Raw genomic sequence first — 16,003 nt, forward strand, 5'->3', positions numbered from 1 at the left:
CACCGCTGAGAACCCGACGCCCGAGAGGACGGTTCGAACGAGGGCGTCCCCCGACGACCGACCGGTCATCGCGGCATCCGGCGGACGAGCGCGAGGGCGGCGAGGGCGATGACCACGAGCGCGAGCGGACCGGCGAGGTCCGCCGGATCGATCCCGAACGGCTCCTCCGTGGTCCCGGCGACGGTGGCGGACCCGTCGCTACCGGCGTTCGACTCGTCGCCCGATCCCCCCGCGTCGTCGCTCGCGGGGTCGCCGACGAGGAGGCGCTCGCCGACCGACGTCCCGTCGACCGCGAGGTCGTAGGCGCCGGGGGACTCGAACGTCGCGTCGAACGCCACCGTCGCCGTCTCGTTCGGGTCGAGCGCGACGGTCTCGCTCGCGACCGGGGTGCCGTTCGCCGTCAGCGTCACCGTGCGCTCGCCGGCCGCGCCGCCGCCGTTCCGCAGGGTCGTCCGGACCGTGACGTTCTCGCCGGGGTCGGTCGCCTCGGGCGCGACCGTCGCCTCGGTCACGTCGTACCGGGGGGCGTGCGCCGCGACCGCGAACGTCGAAGACGGCCCGGTCGTCGCGCGGAAGTGGACACGGTCCTCGGGAAGCCCCAGCATTCGGGCCACGTCGTCGTCGACGACCTCCACCGGAACCTCCTCCCACGCGCCCGCCGCCGTCCGCCGGTAGAGCGTCACGTCCTCGGGATCGGTGCCGGTCGCGTTCAGGTACGCCGGATCCGCGCTGAACCGGACCGTCATCTCGTCGACCGCGTCGGGCGCGAAGTCGTGGTCGAGCGCGAGGTACGCCATCGAGCGCGGCGTGGTCGGCGCCGACACCGGCCCCGCGTCCGCGAACGGGTCCGGGCTCCCCGCGGCGTCCAGCTCGACGCGCTCGTTCCGGACGCCAGCCAGGTCGATCCCCTCCAGCGTGACGTTGTCGCCGTCGAGGTGCATCCCGTCGGCTCGGAACCGGACCGTGTCCCCGCGGCCGACGTCGCTCGCGGTGAACTCGCGGCGGTCCGCGCCGGGCAACGTGGTCGTTACGGTCGGGCCGCCGTCGTCGCCCGTCTTCCGGGTCGATATGCCCCTCGCTGTCGCGTCTTTCGGCTCCGCGAGCGTCGCGTTGATCCTGAACTCGTCGGCGCCCAACTGCGTCCCGGCGGTCGCGTCTCGGGTGTCGAACGCGAGGCCGACCGTGACGGTCTCGTTGGGCGCGAGCGTGACGCTGCTCTCGTTGCCCTCTATCGACTCGCCGTCGGCGACGAAGGTGACGTTCTCGCTCTCGTACTCGATCCACACGTGCGCGTACTCGTCGCCCGTGTACGTGACCGAGAACACGCGGTCGATGGTTCCGGTCGCTCCAACGTTGACGCCGTCGAACGAGGGGTCCCTGATGTTCGGGTTCGACGCCGAGACGTCGATCGCGATCTCGTCGTCGTCATTTAAGTAGGCGTACCGCCCGTTCGGCTCGTCAGCCGGCTGGACCGCGAGGCGGTCCTCAGCGAAAGTGTCGGCGTCGTCGTTAACCACCGCCGCGCCCGTGGCGAACGCGAGCGACCCCGCAGCTACGAGCAGGAGGGCGAGGGTCAGGGTGCGGCGGGCGGTGGGCATACTAACTACCGTAGGGCGCGTTTACGCCGATTGGCGGTGTCTGAATCATTTTCTCAACTCGCTTGGAGTCATCTCCATCGATGCCGTCCAATTCGTCAGTTCTGATTGCACACGATCCTCACGCGTCGGTCGGGCAAGCACGCGGCGTCGTTTCATATTGCCTTTGCGAACTATCCCATATCGTTATGAATTTCCAGAAACGGTTCGGGGGGAGACTGAAGACATCGCAGACGGGTTCCGCCCTCGCCTGAACAACGATATGATCGCTTCAGGCCGGACCTGAGATTCGTTCGCGGGTCGTTCAGGCTGGTGATGAACGGGCAACGATTGCTGCTGTAACGCGTCTGAATTTGACAGAAATGAGAAATCGATCGGAATTGGGCCGCGACGTCGATCCGCGCAAATCTGGTTTTTTGTACACAAAGACTCCTTACCGCCCGAATAGCGTATTCACACTGGAGACTATATGAACTGCGAGAAAGTTTCTCTGATTATCATAACCGCGGGATTTATGTTGACTTGTGAATATGTGTCTGACAGACAATGGCGTCGGCACAACAGATCGACGGGGGAGGAGTCGAACCGACGACTGAGGTGTCCGAGGACGAGCTGTTCGACGTCCTGGCGAACCAGCGTCGGCGGTTCGCGGTGCACCTGCTGAAACGAGAGGAGGACGACCGGATCGCGATCGGCGACATGGCGGAGCAGATCGCGGCCTGGGAGAACGGGATCGAGACGACGGAGATCACGGGCAACGAGCGCAAGCGCGTCTACACCGCGCTCCAGCAGTCGCACCTGCCGAAGATGGACGAGGCGGGCGTCGTCGAGTTCAACAAGGACCGCGGCCTCGTCGAGCCGACGCCGGCCCTGCAGAACGTCGATTTATATATGGACGTCGTCGAGGGGAAGGAGATCCCCTGGAGCGACTACTACCTCGGCTTGTCGGGGGTCGCCGTGGCGCTCACCGGCGCGGTGTGGCTCGGCGCGTGGCCGTTCGTCCTCCTGCCAGACATGGCGTGGACGGTCGCGATCGTCGTGGCGTTCGCGTTCTCCGCGATGGCGCACAAGTACTACACCGCGGAGATGAAGGTCGGCGAACCCGACGATCCCCCGGAACTGACCTGAGACGGGCGTTTCAGGGAGCGGTTTCCGATCTTCCGGGAGCGCATAACCATACGGTCGGAACACGTCGGACGACGTGAACGAAGTGTGAGATCCCACCGCACATGGAACGACGGAACCTCATCCTGTTGCTCGGCGGCGCGAGTTCCGGCGCGATGAGCGTCGGCACCGGCGCGTTCAGCAGTATGGAGGCCGAGCGCGGTGTGGAGGTGAACGTGGTAAACGACGAACGGGCATTTGTGGGCTACCGGTCGAGTGATCGGACCCTGCCAGACGACGCGAACGACGACGGGACGGTCGATCTAGTGACCGTGGAGAACCAGTTCGCTCAGAAGATTGAGATTGTCGACGCCACCATCGACGACGGAAGCGAGTACTTCGGAGAGCCGAACGTACCGGATGGTACGTTCGAGGCCGGCGAATCAAAGACGGTCACCGCGGACCCGAATCTGTCCGCCGAGGACGAAGTGAATGTCGCCGTCACGGTCAGCGTTGAAGGCGCAGGCGTCTCCGCGAAAGTGTTCGGTGACTCCGACACGCGTCGGTTCCAAGTCACACAAGACGACGGAACCGCCAGCCTCGTCCGATTTAACGGTAAGGGGACGATCAACGTCGGGAATCAGAGTCAGAACGGAGACACCGTCGAGATCGATGTGTATCGCATCCCGAACGGGAATGCTGCGGAGGACCCCTCTGTAGAGGAAGAATCAGCAGACGTCGAAGCAGGAAAGAACGAAGGATTCGATGGATGGGTCGTCGCGGTCGGAGTGGACGGCGATATCTATCAACATCCGGGCTGGGACGCGGGTGCGTGCGAATTCAGTGGTTCCAACAGTGGCGACGGCGTCGTCGTAGACGAGGCGCCGAGCTGTTGAGTAATTAGCCGAGATCTATCAGCCGCGCTAAAATCGGTAGCATCAGGTTCGGACGGAGCCCGAGGGTGCAGATCCTTCTGGCCGAAACGGGATTCGAACTGGTTTATCGCTGTCGAAGGGACCACCAGAAACGAACAGACTGTGCTTGAATCGAAGCAGGATCGCCCTGTAGAGCCTTCAGAACCCCAGAACATCATCTGTCGACTCATAACGATATGGGATACGTTCCATGGATGTAGTAGAGCGACCTCGGGCGACACGGGATGTCTCGTGTCCTTGAACACGGGTCGCATGCGGAAACAGAGGTAGACCAACCATGGAACGACGCAAATTCATGATCGGCGCAGGTGCATTGGCAACAGGTACTTCGGCTGCGGTGGGTACTGGTGCGTTTACCAGTGCGTCTCTGGGTGAGCGTACTGTTAATGCTGGTGTGGAGACCGACGCAAATGCACAGATTGGGTTAGTTGCGGGTGATGTTCCAGATATCTCTCAGAACGAAAATGGAGAAATTGAACTGTCTCTTACTGGCGACGAAGGAGAGGGAATCAACCCTAATTCAGAGTATACTTGGGGAGATCCTGACAACCCGAACAGCAACTACGCGTTTGCGTTAGTGAACAATGACGAATCCAACTACGAAAATATAGAATTCACGTACTCACTCAATAATGCTGGTTGGGTTGAGGACGATGGTGAGAGTTCAGACATCGAATTCACGGTGTACCGTGATGGAGGTTATCCAAAGCTACTGGATGCCCCGAACTACGGCGCCAATGCCGAACCGGTGAGAACGAGAGATATGTCTGACGGGATGATTTTCGATTCGGGAGAGACGTGGCCGGTTATTGTAAAGGTCGATACTAGGGGTCACACCACTGAAAATCTAGAGGATGGGGATATTGATCTTAGTGGGGTATTGACTATTGAGGTCTCTGGGCGGACTCAGTCAAGCGATTGATATAATAGCTGATAATATACCAAATTTGCTGTGTGTGAGCATTTCTTTTTTTATTACGCCGTACAGAGTTTATGTGATGCATGATGCGGCTGACTTTCTGGACGATCTGTTCTTGACTCAGTTGTCTTAGAAGGTGTGGTGGTTGCTTCAGACAGAGTTTGCAGAGTGTGGAGTGATAACAGGTAGATTTTCTGTGAAATCCCATATATTATACAAAATATTTATTACAATTGCCCACATACCTAATGGGTTCAAACCTAAATTCAAGTCATATTTCAAATCGGAACGGCTCAGCCGATTCGCCGACAGCGAGGTCTCGCTCACAAGGGCCGTCGACCTCGCGAACCTGTCGGTCTGGGAGTTCGCGCGGCTGGTCGAGGAGGCCGACGCCGCGTGGGTCTCGGGCGACCACCTCGAAGCCAATCTCGACGACCTATGACCCGGGTTTTCGACGCGATCCCACTGACCTCCCTCGCGAAAGCGGAACGGCTGGGCGTCGTCAAGACGTTTTCCGACCCTCGACTCGTCCCCCGGCTGGTGTACCACGAGGTCGTGACAGAGGAGATCGAAGCGGGCTACGAGGATGCGCGCCGGATCGAACGGCCGGTCGAGGGCGGGCGCCTCGACGTCGTCGAGGTCGACCTCGACGACTCTGCGGTCGCAACGCGACTGGACCGGCACTCGGGACTGAGGGACACCGACGTCGCTGGTGCCCGCGTGTGTCGACGCGCGCGACGGGGTCGCGGTGATGGACGAGACAGCTGGGCGCTCGGCGGCCGCGGTCGAGAGCGTCGAGACGCGCGGGACCGGGTACATCTTCCTCTCGGCGGTGAAGCGAGGGAGGTTATCCGCTAAAAATGGACGCGAGCCGATCGACGCGACGATCGACCACGGCTGGTACGTCTCGCCGGACCCGTACGCGGAGATCGTCCGAAAGCGAGAGTCAGTCGAGTGAACGGTGGTCACAGCGCCGAGAGCCAGACGGGGTCCGTCTCCGCCGGATCGAACGGCAACGCCTCGACGCGTGCGACCGCTGCACGGACGGCCCCACCGGTCATGTCCTGCGGTGCAACGAAGACCGGGACGGCGGCGTCTCGATCAGCGAAGTCTTTCACGTCGGTCGTGATGATCGCCATCGCTTCGGATTCGGCGTACGCCGCGATCGCGTCGTCGGTCGCCTCCGGGCCGAGTTCGGATATCTCTCGGGAGTATACCACGTCGTGCCCGTCGCCTCGGAGCGCGGAGACGTACTCCTCAGGGACGTTCGCGTCGGCGAGAATCCGAGACACGACTACGCCGCGTCCTCTGTCGATTCCGGATTTTCACCGCGGAGTTCGTCGACGAGGGTGCGCGTCCGTCGCTCGCCGTCGCGACGTGTCTGCTCGGCCTCCCGCTCGTCGCCCTCGAACGCGTCGCGGTGTTCGTAGTAGTGCGCGAGCGCGCCGAAGAGGTCGGCCATCGAGATATCGTACTCGCCCGCGACGACGTGCGGATCCTCATCGGCGTCGATCACGCGCCGCTTGATATCGCGCACGGTGATCCGCGTCCCCTCCACGCGCGGCTCGCCGGAGCGAATCGCCTCGTCCCGGACGATCAAAGTCATGCGACGGAATAGGCCCGATATCCGTATAATCCTTCGGGCGGCTCGCAAGACCGCGTCCATCTCCGCCGGCCGGCGTGCGGTGACATCGATGGCGGCCAACGCGATCGCTGGATCGCCGCCGGTCGAAACCTATGAATACATCGTACACATAGTATACGCTATGCCCACCATCTCCACTCGCGTCCCGGACGACCTCGAAGCCGAACTCGAGGCGTACCTCGAATCGGAACGCCTCGACCGGAGTACGGCGGTCCGAAAGCTTCTCTCCGAGGGCCTCGACGAGTGGCGCACCGAGCGCGCGCTCGAACGGTTCGCCGACGGTGAGGTGTCGCTCGCGAAGGCCGCCGACCTCGCCGGCGTCTCTGTCTGGGAGTTCGCCGACCTCGTCGAAGAAGCGGACGACGCGTGGGTCTCGGCCGACCACCTCGAAGCCGACCTCGACGAGCTGTGAGCTGGGTGTTCGACGCGACGCCGCTGATCTACCTCGCGAAGGCGGACCGGCTCGGTGTCATCGAGGCGCTGGACGAACCGCGAGTCGTCCCGGAGGCCGTCTACCGAGAAGTCGTAACGACCGGTGTCGAGCAGGGATACGACGACGCGCGCCGGATCGAGCGCGCCGTGGAGGACGGCCTCGTCGACGTCGTCGCGGTCGACACCGACGACTCGACGGTCGCGACGCGGCTCGCGCAACATCCGGGATTGAGCGACGCCGACGCCGCGGTGCTCGGCTGTGCGGACGCCCGCGACGCCGTCGCCGCGATGGACGAGTCGGCCGGACGCTCCGCGGCCGAAGTGGAGGACGTCGAGACGCGCGGGACCGCGTACGTCGTTCTCGCCGCCGTGAGGGACGGCGCGCTGTCGACGGTGGAGGGCCGTGACGCCATCGACGCGATGATCGATCACGGCTGGTACGTGGCGCCGGACGTGTACACGAAGATCGTCGGGAAGTTGGAGTCGTTCGAGTAACGACTATTACGGCTCGTGAGAGAGGCCTCGATATGGCATCGTCACTCCCGCTATCAGAGGAGGAAAAGGAACGAATGCGGCGCGGCCGAGTCAGTTCCGGGGTCGCGACCGACGAAGCGGACATCGACGAGATACCCTACGGCTGAGTTCGGATGTCGACCTACTCCTCGTTGTGATTTTTCTCATCGGTCTCACCTTCCGCCCGCAACGTCTCGTCCGCGAACTCCCGAATTCGCTTTCTGTCCTCGGCGCTCACGTCGACCGCCTGCGCGCTCTCGATCTGTCCGTTCACGACCGCGTTCTGCTGTGGTCCCCACACCTCTGGCGGCTGTTCGTTTATATATTCGGCCCACCGGATCACCTGCTCGTAGCGGGGCGGTCGCTCGGGGTCGTCGTCGGCTTCGGCCGAGTCCTCCTCAGGCGTTCGTGAGTCGCTCATAGCGCTCCTCGACGTCGAGTCGTTCGACCCACGTTTCGAGTCGGTCGCGGGAAAGCGTTTCTCCGAAGACCGTGTAGAGGTGCGCGGCATCCTCGAGGTCGGTGCGACCGCCGAGCGAGAGCTTGTACGCGATCTGGAGTTCGAGCGGCCCGATGGGGACCGTGTGGCCGCCGACGTGCGCGTCCACCGCGTTCGCGAGGGACGCGTCGTCGAACTCGTCGCTCGGGAACTTCACTTCGAGGTGGGGCGTCATCTCGCCGTCGGGCGCGACCCAGATGTTCGTCTCGTTGGAGAGGTTCCCGTGCATCTCGGAGAGGGGCATCGCGGGTCCCCAGTACCCCTCGCGTTCCAGCTCGGCGACGAGCCCGTCGATCCGCTCGACCGAACAGCGCTCGATGAACACGTCGATGTCCTCGGTCGACCGCGACCGGCCGGCGAGGATCGCGACGTAGCCGGCGACGAAGACGTGGTCTATGTCGAGCCGAGAGAGGATCTCGGAGAACCCGACAGCGAGCTCGTCGAGCCGGTTCGGCTCGCGGTCGACGACGAGCCCGCGATCGGTGAGTTCGACGCCCGTCATACGTGTCGGTCAACACGGCGTCTGATAAATCTCCCCGACGGACCCGCCGAGAACTCCGCGATCGGGCGTCGCATCCACCGCCCGGTTCAGATGCGCTTATATGTCCGCCGTACTGACCTTCGCACATGGACGACCACTCCCACGAACCCGACCCGGACGAACGCGTGACCGCCCCCATGCAGGAGTTCGGCAGCCGCGAGGTCGGCATCGGCGCGGCCGTCACCCTCGTCGGTCTGCTGGTCGCGTACGTCCTCCCCTTCCTGTTCAGCTTCTAAGCAGCACGGGTCGCTCCGGTTTTAACAGATAGGACGAACCGCCGCCAGCGACGCGCTTACCGCGGGTACCACGCCAGCGGGTGGTCGGCGGTGAGCTCCAGGCTCACGGGCTCGTCGAGCCCGAACTCCTCGACGTGGTTGTGGAGGCAGTGGACCGTGTCGCCGGTCTCCAGCTCCACCCGGTAGACGAACGAGGGGCCGACGTACTGCCGCGAGACGATGACGCCGTCGGCCAGCTCGGGGCTCGCGGGCGTCGCCCGGAGGTCGTCCGGGCGCACCAAAACGTCGACCGGCGCGCCGTCGTAGACGGTGTCGTACCCCTCCAGCGTGACAGCGTCGAACCGGCCGATGCCGGTCTCGACCTTCCCGTCGCGGAGCTCGCCCTCGAGGAACGACGCCCGCCCGAGGAAGGAGGCGACGAACTTCGACTCGGGGCGCTCGAACACCTGCTCGGGGCGGCCGACCTGCTCGATCTTCCCCTCGTTCATGACGGCGACGCGGTCGGAGATGGAGAGCGCCTCCTCCTGATCGTGGGTGACGGAGACGGCGGTGACGCCGGCCTCCTTCAGGATGCGGCGGACCTCCTCGCGCATCTCCACGCGGAGCCGGACGTCGAGGTTCGAGAACGGCTCGTCGAGCAGGAGCACCTCGGGCTCGGGGGCGAGCGACCGCGCGAGCGCGACCCGCTGCTTCTGCCCGCCGGAGAGCTGGTCGGGCGTCTTCTCGCCGTGGTCGGTCATCTCGACGAGCTCGAGCAGCTCGTCGACGCGCGCCGCGGTCGCCGCCTCGTCGGCGTCGGAGAGCCCGAAGGCGATGTTCTCGCGGACGGTGAGGTGCGGGAACAGCGCGAAGTTCTGGAAGACGATGCCGACGTCGCGCTGCTCCGGCGCGACGAGCGCGCCGTCGCCGGCGACGGTCTCGCCGCCGAGCCGGATCTGCCCCTCGGTCGGCTCCTCCAGTCCGGCGATGGTCCGGAGCGTCGTCGTTTTCCCGCAGCCGGAGGGGCCGAGGAAGGTGAGGAGCTCGCCGGGCTCGACGTCGAGCGAGACCCCGTCGACGGCGGTCTCCGGCCCGAACTCCTTGGTCACGTCCGACAGCGACAACACCGGATCGGGCGACGGGTCCGCGGGCGATCCGCTCTCCGTCGCGCTCGATCGCTTCGTTCCGACTGATTGTGTCTGAGCCATCGGTGAATCGGGCGCCGAGCCTGCCGGCGTCCCCTGGTTGCCCCTACGTATTTTAGGAAGGCCTAAAAGCGTATCGCTCGCTTTCGCCGGACGAAAATCGGGGACGCCGGAGGGTCGACGGCCCGTCGTCAGGCCAGCTCGCGCTCGATCACGCCGCGGAGCTCCCGGATCGCGTCGGCGTCGAGCGCCGTCGACTCGTCGCCGACCGACAGCGAGAGCGTCCCGTCCGTCGTCACCTCGCCGAGGCGGTGGACGGGGAGGTCGCCCGCGGCCTCGGCGACGCCCTCGGGGTCGGTCGTCTGGACGACGAGGCGACCGGGCGTCTCGTCGAACGCCGCGACCCGGTCGGGGAGCGTCGCGTCGACGCCGGCCGCGTCGGTGACCAGTTCGGCGAGCGCGACCGCGAGTCCGCCGTCGCTCACGTCGTGGGTCGCCAGCGTCGACTCGTGGCGGGCGACCGCCGCGAGCGACGCGACGAGGTCGGCGAGCCCGCGGGCGCCGGCGTCGGCGTCCGGCAGGTCCGGGAACCGGTCCGTCCCGCCCGCCTGCGCGAGGTACTCGGAGCCGCCGAGGGCGTCCCCGCCGGCGCCGACGAGGAGGAGCTCGGAGTCGGCCGCGCGGTCGGCGTCGAGGGCCGCCGGCGGCGCGTCGTAGCCGCGCTTCGTCCCGATCAGCGCGAGCGTCGGCGTCGGCGGGATCGGCCCCTCGACGCTGTCGTTGTACAGCGAGACGTTCCCGCCGACGACCGGGGTGTCGAGCGCGGCGCAGGCGTCTGCGAGCCCGTCGACGATCCCCTCGAAGCCGCCGTACACGTCGGGCTTCTCCGGGTTGCCGCCGTTGAGGCAGTCGACCGCCGCGAGCGGGACCGCGCCCTTCGCGGCGAGGTTGGTCGCGTTCTCCAGCGCGACCGCGCGGGCGCCCTCGTACGGGGCGGCCGACGTCCAGTTCGGGTTCGCGCCCGAGGAGAGCGCGAGCCCGACCCCCCGCTCGTCGGCGTCGGCCGGGGCGGCGTCGTCACCGGCTTCCCCCTCGCCGTCCGCCGCCGTCTCCCGGATCGCCATGATCGCGGCGTCGTCGCCGGGCTTCACCGCGGTCCGGGCGCCGACCTCGTGGTCGTACTGGCGGTACACCCAGCGCTTGCTCGCGGTCGACGGGGCCGAGACGACCGCCTCGACCGCGTCGGCGAGCGCGGGCTCGGGGTCGGGGAGGTCGCGGTCGGCCGGCGTGGGGGTCTCGCTCGCGAGGTCGTTCATCGGCGCGCCGTCGGCGAGGTACTCGGCGTCGACGTCGACGACGGTCTCGGACTCGGACGCCTCACCGTCGCCGGCGAACTCGCAGACGTAGTTCCCGTCGGTCACCTCGCCGATGACCGAGCAGCCGAGGTCGAACCGGTCGGCGAGCGCCGCGACGCGCTCGACGTCGTCGGGGGCGACCTCGTAACACATCCGCTCCTGGCTCTCGGCGAGCAGGATCTCGGTCGCGTTCATGTTCGGCTCGCGCTGGTGGACGCGGTCGAGGTCGATGCGGGCGCCGAGCCCGCCCTTCGCGACGAGCTCGGAGGAGGCGCCGCCGAGCCCGGCCGCGCCGAGGTCGCGGGCGGAGAGGACGAGGTCCTCGTCCACGAGCGCCTCGTTGCACTCGATCAGCCGCTTCTCGGCGTAGGGGTCGCCGACCTGCACCGCGGGGCGGTCCTCCGTCTCGGCGTCCTCGGCGAGGTCCTCGGAGGCGAACGACGCGCCGCCGAGCCCGTCGCGGCCGGTGGCGTTGCCGACGAGGACGAGCTTGTTGCCGGGTTCCTTGGCCGTCGCGGTCACGAGTCGGTCCTCGTTCGTGAGGCCGACGCAGGCGACGTTGACGAGGGGGTTCCCCTCGTAGCCGCCGTGGAAGGCGACGCTGCCGCCGACGGTGGGGACGCCGATGCAGTTGCCGTAGTGGGAGATCCCCTCGACGACGCCCTCGAAGAGGTACCGCGAGCGCTCGCGGTCGAAGCCGCCGAAGTATAACGAGTCGAGTAAGGCGATCGGGTACGCGCCCATCGACATGGTGTCGCGGACGATGCCGCCGACCCCCGTGGCGGCCCCGTCGAACGGGTCGACGAAGGAGGGGTGGTTGTGGCTCTCGACGCCGAAGGTGACGTACTGGTCGCCGTAGTCGTCGTCGTCGCGGTCGGCCGCGGGGGCGTCGGCGGCGTCCGGCTCGGGCAGTGCGAGGACGGCCGCGTCGTCGCCGGGACCGACGACGACCTGGTCGCCCTCGCTCTCGAACGCCGACAGCAGCGGCCGCGAGGAGCGGTACGCGCAGTGCTCGCTCCAGAGGTTCTCGAACAGCGCGGCCTCGGCGGTCGTCGGCTCCCGACCGAGCTCGGCCACCACGAGCTCGCGGTCCGGTTCGGAGAGACTCATTCACTTACGTGGTTATCGAGCCCGTTCTAATGCTTTTCTATGTGCACGTTCGTGCGATCTCGATCGACTTCGGCGACGACGCGGCTCGCCGGTGCTGTCGCGGTGGCGCGCGCCTCCGAGCGGGCAATCTGCCCGCGAGGAGCGCCGCGCGAGGGAGTCGCTGGCGCCGTCGGCGCCAGCGACAGGGCGAGAGCAAAGCTCTCGCTTGCAACCGGCGCGTAGCGCCGGTGACGAGGCTGGGGAGGTGTGAGGCGGCGGTTGCGGTCCCGCGAGCGGAGCGAGCGGGAGCACGGAAGTCGCAGCCCGCGCAGCGAAGCGAGCAGGAACGTCTTCCGGCGGTGCGGGCGGGTGGGACTCAAAGGGGCAGTCGCCGGCGGCTTCGCCGCCGGCTGCCAGAGGCGCGAAGCGCCTCGCTGTCGCGAGGACGAAGCACGGCGCAGTAAGCACCGCAGCGAAGGAGCGGTAGCGACTGAGCGAGGAGCGCACCACGCCGCGCGAGTCCTCGCGACTGGGGCTTGGGAGGCGTTTTCCGTCTTCCCATCAGACGGTATTTAAAAACGAGCGGCCGGGCTTTGGCGGCGTTCGCCGCGCCGGCAACGAGTTATAAATGAACGCTGGAAGCTCCGAAGCTGCTCACGCCGACGGCGACGATCCGGTACCGAATACGAACCGATCCGCGGTTTGGTTATAAACCGACGATCGCCACACCGTAGACCGCGACCGCGCCGACGACGCCGACCGACAGCGACTTCGCGTTCAGCCGGACCGCGCGCTTCCGGTCGGCCGCCAGCGCCGCCTCGTCGAGGACTTGGTTGGTGCCGTCGCCGACGTCGAAGACGCCGATACCGGCGAACCCGACGCAGAACCGCTCGCGGTACTGGAAGTATCCCATCGCGGCGCCGTACAGGGGGAAGACCGCGGCGAGCAGCGTCCAGCGCGGCCATCCGACCGCGACGACGGCGGCGACGAGGGTGATCGCGAGGAGGAACGAAACGACGCCGAGGAGGAGCCGCCGTCGCTGTTGGGCCGGTCCGATGTTGCACACGCCCGGTTGATACTCCATGCGGTCGGGTAGGCGCGAGACGCCGAAAACGCACCGGAACCGCACCGCGTCGGCGCCCGAACCGCACCGCGTCAGCGCCCGAACCGCACCGCTCCGGCGGCGAGGCCGCAGCGGACCCGAGCGGACGACCGTGACGGCCCATTTATTAGTGAACGGCTGAAACGAACGGACGAGAGGAGCCATGACTGAACGGTCACCCCGGGGCGAGGAGATACGGCGGTACGAGACGGTCCTCGACTCGCTGGACGACGCCGTGTACGCCGTGCGCCCCGACGGGACCATCGCGTACGTCAACGAGCGCTACGCGGAGATGAAGGGGGTGAGCCGCGATGAGCTGGTCGGAACCGAGATCTACGACTGGGTCACCGAGGAGACGGCGGAGGAGGCCAGACGGGTCCGGCGCGAGATGGCGGCGGGCGACCGCGAGACCGGCGTCGTCGAGTACGACTTTCTCACCGCGGACGGCGAGCGGTTCCCGGTCGAGATGCGCTTCAGCCTAGTGACGGGCGAGGACGGCGACGGTCTGAACCGCGTCGGCGTCATCCGGGACGTCCGCGAGCGGAAGCGCCGCGAGGAGACGCTTCGAGAGAAGAACGAGCGACTGGAGGAGTTCGCCAGCATCGTCTCGCACGACCTCCGGAACCCGCTCAGCGTCGCGCGGGGGCGGCTGGAGCTCGCCCGCGAGGAACGCGACTCCGAGCACCTCGAGGCCGTCGCCGACGCCCACGAGCGGATGGAGACGCTCATCGAGGACCTCCTGTCCCTCGCCCGCGACGGCGACGGCGCCGAGGACGCGGAGCGGATCCCCCTCCGCGAGTTCGTCGAGGCGTGCTGGGAGGGGGTCGAGACCGGCGACGCGACGCTGCGGGTCGAGACCGACCGCGCGGTCCGCGCCGACCGGAGCCGGCTCAGGCAGCTGTTCGAGAACCTCGTCCGAAACGCGGTCGAGCACGCCGGCGACGACGTCACGGTCACGGTCGGCGACCTCGACGGGGGGTTCCACGTCGCCGACGACGGCCCCGGGATCCCCGAGGGCGACCGCGAGGCGGTGTTCGAGACGGGACACTCGACCGGGGAGAACGGGACCGGCTTCGGGCTCGCGATCGTCGAGAGCGTCGCGGCGACCCAGGGCTGGGACGTCGGCGTCACCGAGAGCGCCGACGGCGGCGCCCGCTTCGAGTTTACCGGCGTCGACGTGCCGGACTGAGGCGCCCGAAGCGGGAGGGTCGATCGCCGAGGGTTCCGCGGAGGCAACCCTCAAATGCGCGCCCGACGACGGGAGGGTGTGAAGCTGATCCAGCTCGGCAACACGGTGTTCGAGGGCGCGAACGACGTCTACCTGCTCGACGGCGAGACGACCGCGCTGGTCGACACCGGCGTCGCGCTCCCGGACGTCCGCGCCGATCTGGAAGCCGGGCTCGCCGAACACGGGGTCGCGTTCGACGACATCGACGCGATCGCCTTGACGCACTGGCACCCCGACCACGCGGGGCTGGCCGGCGAGATCCAGGCCGCGGGCGACGCCGACGTGTACGTCCACGAGGCGGACGCGCCCCTCGTCGACGGGACGGAGACGCCGCTCGCGGCCGACCCCGACCTCCAGCGCGAGACGTTCGACCGATGGGGGCTCCCCGAGGCGGACCAAGAGCGCCTGCGCGACTTCTTCGACGCGGTGGGAACCGATCTCAGCGGCCGCCCCGCGGAGGTGACGACGATCGCCGACGGCGACGTCGTCGAGGTCGGCGGCGTGGCCCTGGAGGCCGTCCACCTGCCGGGGCACACCGCCGGGCTCGCCGGGTTCGCATTCGACCCGCGCGAGGCCCCGGACCACGAGCCGGTCGGGCGAAGCGGTCGGGAGCCGCGGAAGGGATCCGCGGCCCCCGAGGAGCTGTTCGCCGGCGACGCGCTCCTCCCCCAGTATACCCCGAACGTCGGCGGCGCGGACGTCCGGGTCGACGCGCCGCTCGCGGCGTACGGCCGGAGCCTCGCGCGGATCGTCGAGCGGGACTTCGACGCGGCGCACCCGGGCCACCGCGAGCGGATCGACGACCCGAGCCGGCGGGCCGCGACGATCCTCGATCACCACCGCCACCGGACGCGGCGCGTGCTCGACGTCCTCGCCGACGGCGGCCCCGCGACGGCGTGGGAGGTGTCGGCGGCGCTGTTCGGCGACCTGGTCGACATCCACGTGCTCCACGGGCCCGGCGAGGCGTTCGCGCACCTCGACCACCTCGCCGACGCGGGGGTCGTCGAGCGCGACGGCGTCCGCTACCGCCTCGTCGACCCGGACCCGGACGTCGACGGGCTGTTCCCGACCACCCCGCTCGACGACGTCGTGGACGGGTCGGCGGACTGAAGCGGCCCGGCCGGTCCGGGGCCGTCGCACCGACCCGCCGCGTCGTCGACGGTCCCCGCGCTCGCCGAAAGCTATTCGTTCGGTACGGCGTATCCACGGACGTGAAGCGGGACACCCTCGCTGCGGCCCTCCTCGCGCTCCTCGCGGTCGTCGCGCTCGGCGTCGCCGCGGCGACGCTCGACTCCGCCGTGAGCCTCGGCGGCGGCGGGATCGGCGGCGCCGGCGCCGGCGGGGGACCGAGCGGGGAGAGCGGCGACGTCGGCGCGTCGGCCGCCCCGAGCGGCGGGACCGCCCTCTCCGTCCCGCCGGCGTGCTACGAGTTCCTCCGCGAGCCCCCGGCGCTCGCGGCGTTCGCCGTCCTCCTCCTCGCGATCGCCGGGTTCGTCTACCGGGACACCGGGTCGAGGCTCGCCGCCGGCGTCGTCGCCGGGGCGATGGGCTTCCCGGTCGGCGCCCTGTGGTGGGTGCTCTCGACGTGCCGCCCGGCCGACGAGGGGTTCGAGTTCGAGAGCTCGGCGCCGAGGAGCACGGCGAGCGCGAGGAGCCGGACCAGACCGACCCGGACCTCCGCGAGGT

Annotated in this window: 19 protein-coding genes and 1 pseudogene; 12 read left to right on the plus strand and 8 right to left on the minus strand. The window is 67.7% G+C overall.

Annotation, left to right across the window (positions count from 1 at the left end; translation table 11 throughout):
• Positions 1–65: 65 nt before the first annotated feature.
• A complete protein-coding gene (locus tag DJ74_RS17995; RefSeq protein ID WP_094528192.1) occupies positions 66–1,598 on the minus strand; it encodes a CARDB domain-containing protein in 1,533 nt (510 codons plus the stop codon).
• A gap of 543 nt (positions 1,599–2,141) precedes the next feature.
• Here DJ74_RS17995 and DJ74_RS18000 point away from each other — a divergent pair.
• From DJ74_RS18000 to DJ74_RS19815, 6 genes are all read left to right on the plus strand, one after another.
• Positions 2,142–2,723, plus strand: a complete 582-nt coding sequence (locus DJ74_RS18000) for a hypothetical protein (protein WP_094528194.1) — start codon at positions 2,142–2,144, stop codon at positions 2,721–2,723.
• Positions 2,724–2,824: 101 nt separating this feature from the next.
• Positions 2,825–3,595 carry a hypothetical protein gene (locus tag DJ74_RS18005; RefSeq protein ID WP_094528195.1) on the plus strand — a complete coding sequence of 257 codons (771 nt, stop codon included), beginning with the start codon at positions 2,825–2,827 and terminating at the stop codon, positions 3,593–3,595.
• 316 nt (positions 3,596–3,911) lie between these two features.
• Positions 3,912–4,556 (plus strand): hypothetical protein, encoded by a 645-nt coding sequence (locus tag DJ74_RS18925; RefSeq protein ID WP_141212758.1) that lies wholly within the window; start codon positions 3,912–3,914, stop codon positions 4,554–4,556.
• 142 nt (positions 4,557–4,698) lie between these two features.
• On the plus strand, positions 4,699–4,995 hold the full coding sequence (locus DJ74_RS18010) for a hypothetical protein (RefSeq protein WP_254922199.1): 297 nt from the start codon (positions 4,699–4,701) through the stop codon (positions 4,993–4,995).
• Between the two features lie 98 nt (positions 4,996–5,093).
• Positions 5,094–5,411, plus strand: coding sequence for a hypothetical protein (locus DJ74_RS19810; protein ID WP_254922202.1), 318 nt, complete (start codon positions 5,094–5,096; stop codon positions 5,409–5,411).
• Positions 5,386–5,511 (plus strand): DUF3368 domain-containing protein, encoded by a 126-nt coding sequence (locus DJ74_RS19815; protein ID WP_254922201.1) that lies wholly within the window; start codon positions 5,386–5,388, stop codon positions 5,509–5,511. Before DJ74_RS19810 ends, DJ74_RS19815 begins: the two co-directional genes overlap by 26 nt.
• A 7-nt stretch (positions 5,512–5,518) precedes the next feature.
• Here the strand turns inward: DJ74_RS19815 and DJ74_RS18020 are convergent, their stop codons facing one another.
• Both DJ74_RS18020 and DJ74_RS18025 read right to left on the minus strand, forming a co-directional pair.
• Positions 5,519–5,845, minus strand: coding sequence for a DUF5615 family PIN-like protein (locus tag DJ74_RS18020; RefSeq protein ID WP_094528197.1), 327 nt, complete (start codon positions 5,843–5,845; stop codon positions 5,519–5,521).
• A gap of 2 nt (positions 5,846–5,847) precedes the next feature.
• Positions 5,848–6,159, minus strand: coding sequence for a DUF433 domain-containing protein (locus DJ74_RS18025; RefSeq protein ID WP_094528199.1), 312 nt, complete (start codon positions 6,157–6,159; stop codon positions 5,848–5,850).
• Between the two features lie 160 nt (positions 6,160–6,319).
• Between DJ74_RS18025 and DJ74_RS18030 the strand changes: the two genes are divergently transcribed.
• On the plus strand, positions 6,320–6,610 hold the full coding sequence (locus tag DJ74_RS18030; RefSeq protein WP_094528201.1) for a UPF0175 family protein: 291 nt from the start codon (positions 6,320–6,322) through the stop codon (positions 6,608–6,610).
• The gene (locus tag DJ74_RS18035) at positions 6,607–7,125 is read left to right on the plus strand and encodes a DUF3368 domain-containing protein (RefSeq protein ID WP_094528202.1); all 519 of its coding nucleotides are present in this window, start codon (positions 6,607–6,609) and stop codon (positions 7,123–7,125) included. The genes DJ74_RS18030 and DJ74_RS18035 overlap by 4 nt, the downstream gene beginning before the upstream one ends.
• Positions 7,126–7,285: 160 nt before the next feature.
• Here the strand turns inward: DJ74_RS18035 and DJ74_RS18040 are convergent, their stop codons facing one another.
• Entirely contained in the window at positions 7,286–7,564 is a 279-nt protein-coding gene (locus DJ74_RS18040) for a hypothetical protein (RefSeq protein WP_094528204.1), read from the minus strand.
• On the minus strand, positions 7,542–8,144 hold the full coding sequence (locus DJ74_RS18045) for a hypothetical protein (RefSeq protein ID WP_094524952.1): 603 nt from the start codon (positions 8,142–8,144) through the stop codon (positions 7,542–7,544). Before DJ74_RS18045 ends, DJ74_RS18040 begins: the two co-directional genes overlap by 23 nt.
• 125 nt (positions 8,145–8,269) lie before the next feature.
• Here DJ74_RS18045 and DJ74_RS19365 point away from each other — a divergent pair, with 125 nt between their 5' ends.
• Complete coding sequence (locus tag DJ74_RS19365) at positions 8,270–8,419, plus strand: hypothetical protein (protein WP_170938252.1); 150 nt, start codon at positions 8,270–8,272, stop codon at positions 8,417–8,419.
• A gap of 56 nt (positions 8,420–8,475) precedes the next feature.
• Here DJ74_RS19365 and DJ74_RS18050 read toward each other — a convergent pair whose 3' ends face one another.
• The 3 genes from DJ74_RS18050 to DJ74_RS18060 all read right to left on the minus strand — a co-directional run bounded on the left by DJ74_RS18050 (position 8,476) and on the right by DJ74_RS18060 (position 13,071).
• Complete coding sequence (locus DJ74_RS18050; RefSeq protein WP_094528206.1) at positions 8,476–9,606, minus strand: ABC transporter ATP-binding protein; 1,131 nt, start codon at positions 9,604–9,606, stop codon at positions 8,476–8,478.
• Positions 9,607–9,734: 128 nt separating this feature from the next.
• On the minus strand, positions 9,735–12,008 hold the full coding sequence (gene purL, locus DJ74_RS18055; RefSeq protein ID WP_094528208.1) for a phosphoribosylformylglycinamidine synthase subunit PurL: 2,274 nt from the start codon (positions 12,006–12,008) through the stop codon (positions 9,735–9,737).
• Between the two features lie 685 nt (positions 12,009–12,693).
• A complete protein-coding gene (locus DJ74_RS18060; RefSeq protein ID WP_094528210.1) occupies positions 12,694–13,071 on the minus strand; it encodes a hypothetical protein in 378 nt (125 codons plus the stop codon).
• Between the two features lie 181 nt (positions 13,072–13,252).
• On the opposite strand from DJ74_RS18060, the gene DJ74_RS18065 reads away from it, so the two are divergent.
• From DJ74_RS18065 to DJ74_RS18075, 3 genes and pseudogenes are all read left to right on the plus strand, one after another.
• Entirely contained in the window at positions 13,253–14,278 is a 1,026-nt protein-coding gene (locus tag DJ74_RS18065) for a nitrogen regulation protein NR(II) (RefSeq protein WP_094522089.1), read from the plus strand.
• Between the two features lie 78 nt (positions 14,279–14,356).
• Positions 14,357–15,427: an MBL fold metallo-hydrolase gene (locus DJ74_RS18070; protein ID WP_094528212.1), complete on the plus strand. Its 1,071-nt coding sequence runs from the start codon at positions 14,357–14,359 to the stop codon at positions 15,425–15,427.
• 101 nt (positions 15,428–15,528) lie between these two features.
• Positions 15,529–16,003: pseudogene (locus tag DJ74_RS18075) on the plus strand (hypothetical protein); the annotation flags it as partial.

The organism is Halorubrum sp. Ea8 (genome assembly GCF_002252925.1).
Taxonomy (GTDB): domain Archaea; phylum Halobacteriota; class Halobacteria; order Halobacteriales; family Haloferacaceae; genus Halorubrum.

What these genes read in the sequence shown, in the direction of transcription:
- DJ74_RS17995 (WP_094528192.1), bottom strand. Translation starts at nt 1,598, where the DNA reads ATGCCCACCGCCCGCCGCACCCTGACCCTCGCCCTCCTGCTCGTAGCT.
- DJ74_RS18000 (WP_094528194.1), top strand. Translation starts at nt 2,142, where the DNA reads ATGGCGTCGGCACAACAGATCGACGGGGGAGGAGTCGAACCGACGACT.
- DJ74_RS18005 (WP_094528195.1), top strand. Translation starts at nt 2,825, where the DNA reads ATGGAACGACGGAACCTCATCCTGTTGCTCGGCGGCGCGAGTTCCGGC.
- DJ74_RS18925 (WP_141212758.1), top strand. Translation starts at nt 3,912, where the DNA reads ATGGAACGACGCAAATTCATGATCGGCGCAGGTGCATTGGCAACAGGT.
- DJ74_RS18025 (WP_094528199.1), bottom strand. Translation starts at nt 6,159, where the DNA reads ATGACTTTGATCGTCCGGGACGAGGCGATTCGCTCCGGCGAGCCGCGC.
- DJ74_RS18030 (WP_094528201.1), top strand. Translation starts at nt 6,320, where the DNA reads ATGCCCACCATCTCCACTCGCGTCCCGGACGACCTCGAAGCCGAACTC.
- DJ74_RS18040 (WP_094528204.1), bottom strand. Translation starts at nt 7,564, where the DNA reads ATGAGCGACTCACGAACGCCTGAGGAGGACTCGGCCGAAGCCGACGAC.
- DJ74_RS18045 (WP_094524952.1), bottom strand. Translation starts at nt 8,144, where the DNA reads ATGACGGGCGTCGAACTCACCGATCGCGGGCTCGTCGTCGACCGCGAG.
- DJ74_RS19365 (WP_170938252.1), top strand. Translation starts at nt 8,270, where the DNA reads ATGGACGACCACTCCCACGAACCCGACCCGGACGAACGCGTGACCGCC.
- DJ74_RS18050 (WP_094528206.1), bottom strand. Translation starts at nt 9,606, where the DNA reads ATGGCTCAGACACAATCAGTCGGAACGAAGCGATCGAGCGCGACGGAG.
- purL (WP_094528208.1), bottom strand. Translation starts at nt 12,008, where the DNA reads ATGAGTCTCTCCGAACCGGACCGCGAGCTCGTGGTGGCCGAGCTCGGT.
- DJ74_RS18060 (WP_094528210.1), bottom strand. Translation starts at nt 13,071, where the DNA reads ATGGAGTATCAACCGGGCGTGTGCAACATCGGACCGGCCCAACAGCGA.
- DJ74_RS18065 (WP_094522089.1), top strand. Translation starts at nt 13,253, where the DNA reads ATGACTGAACGGTCACCCCGGGGCGAGGAGATACGGCGGTACGAGACG.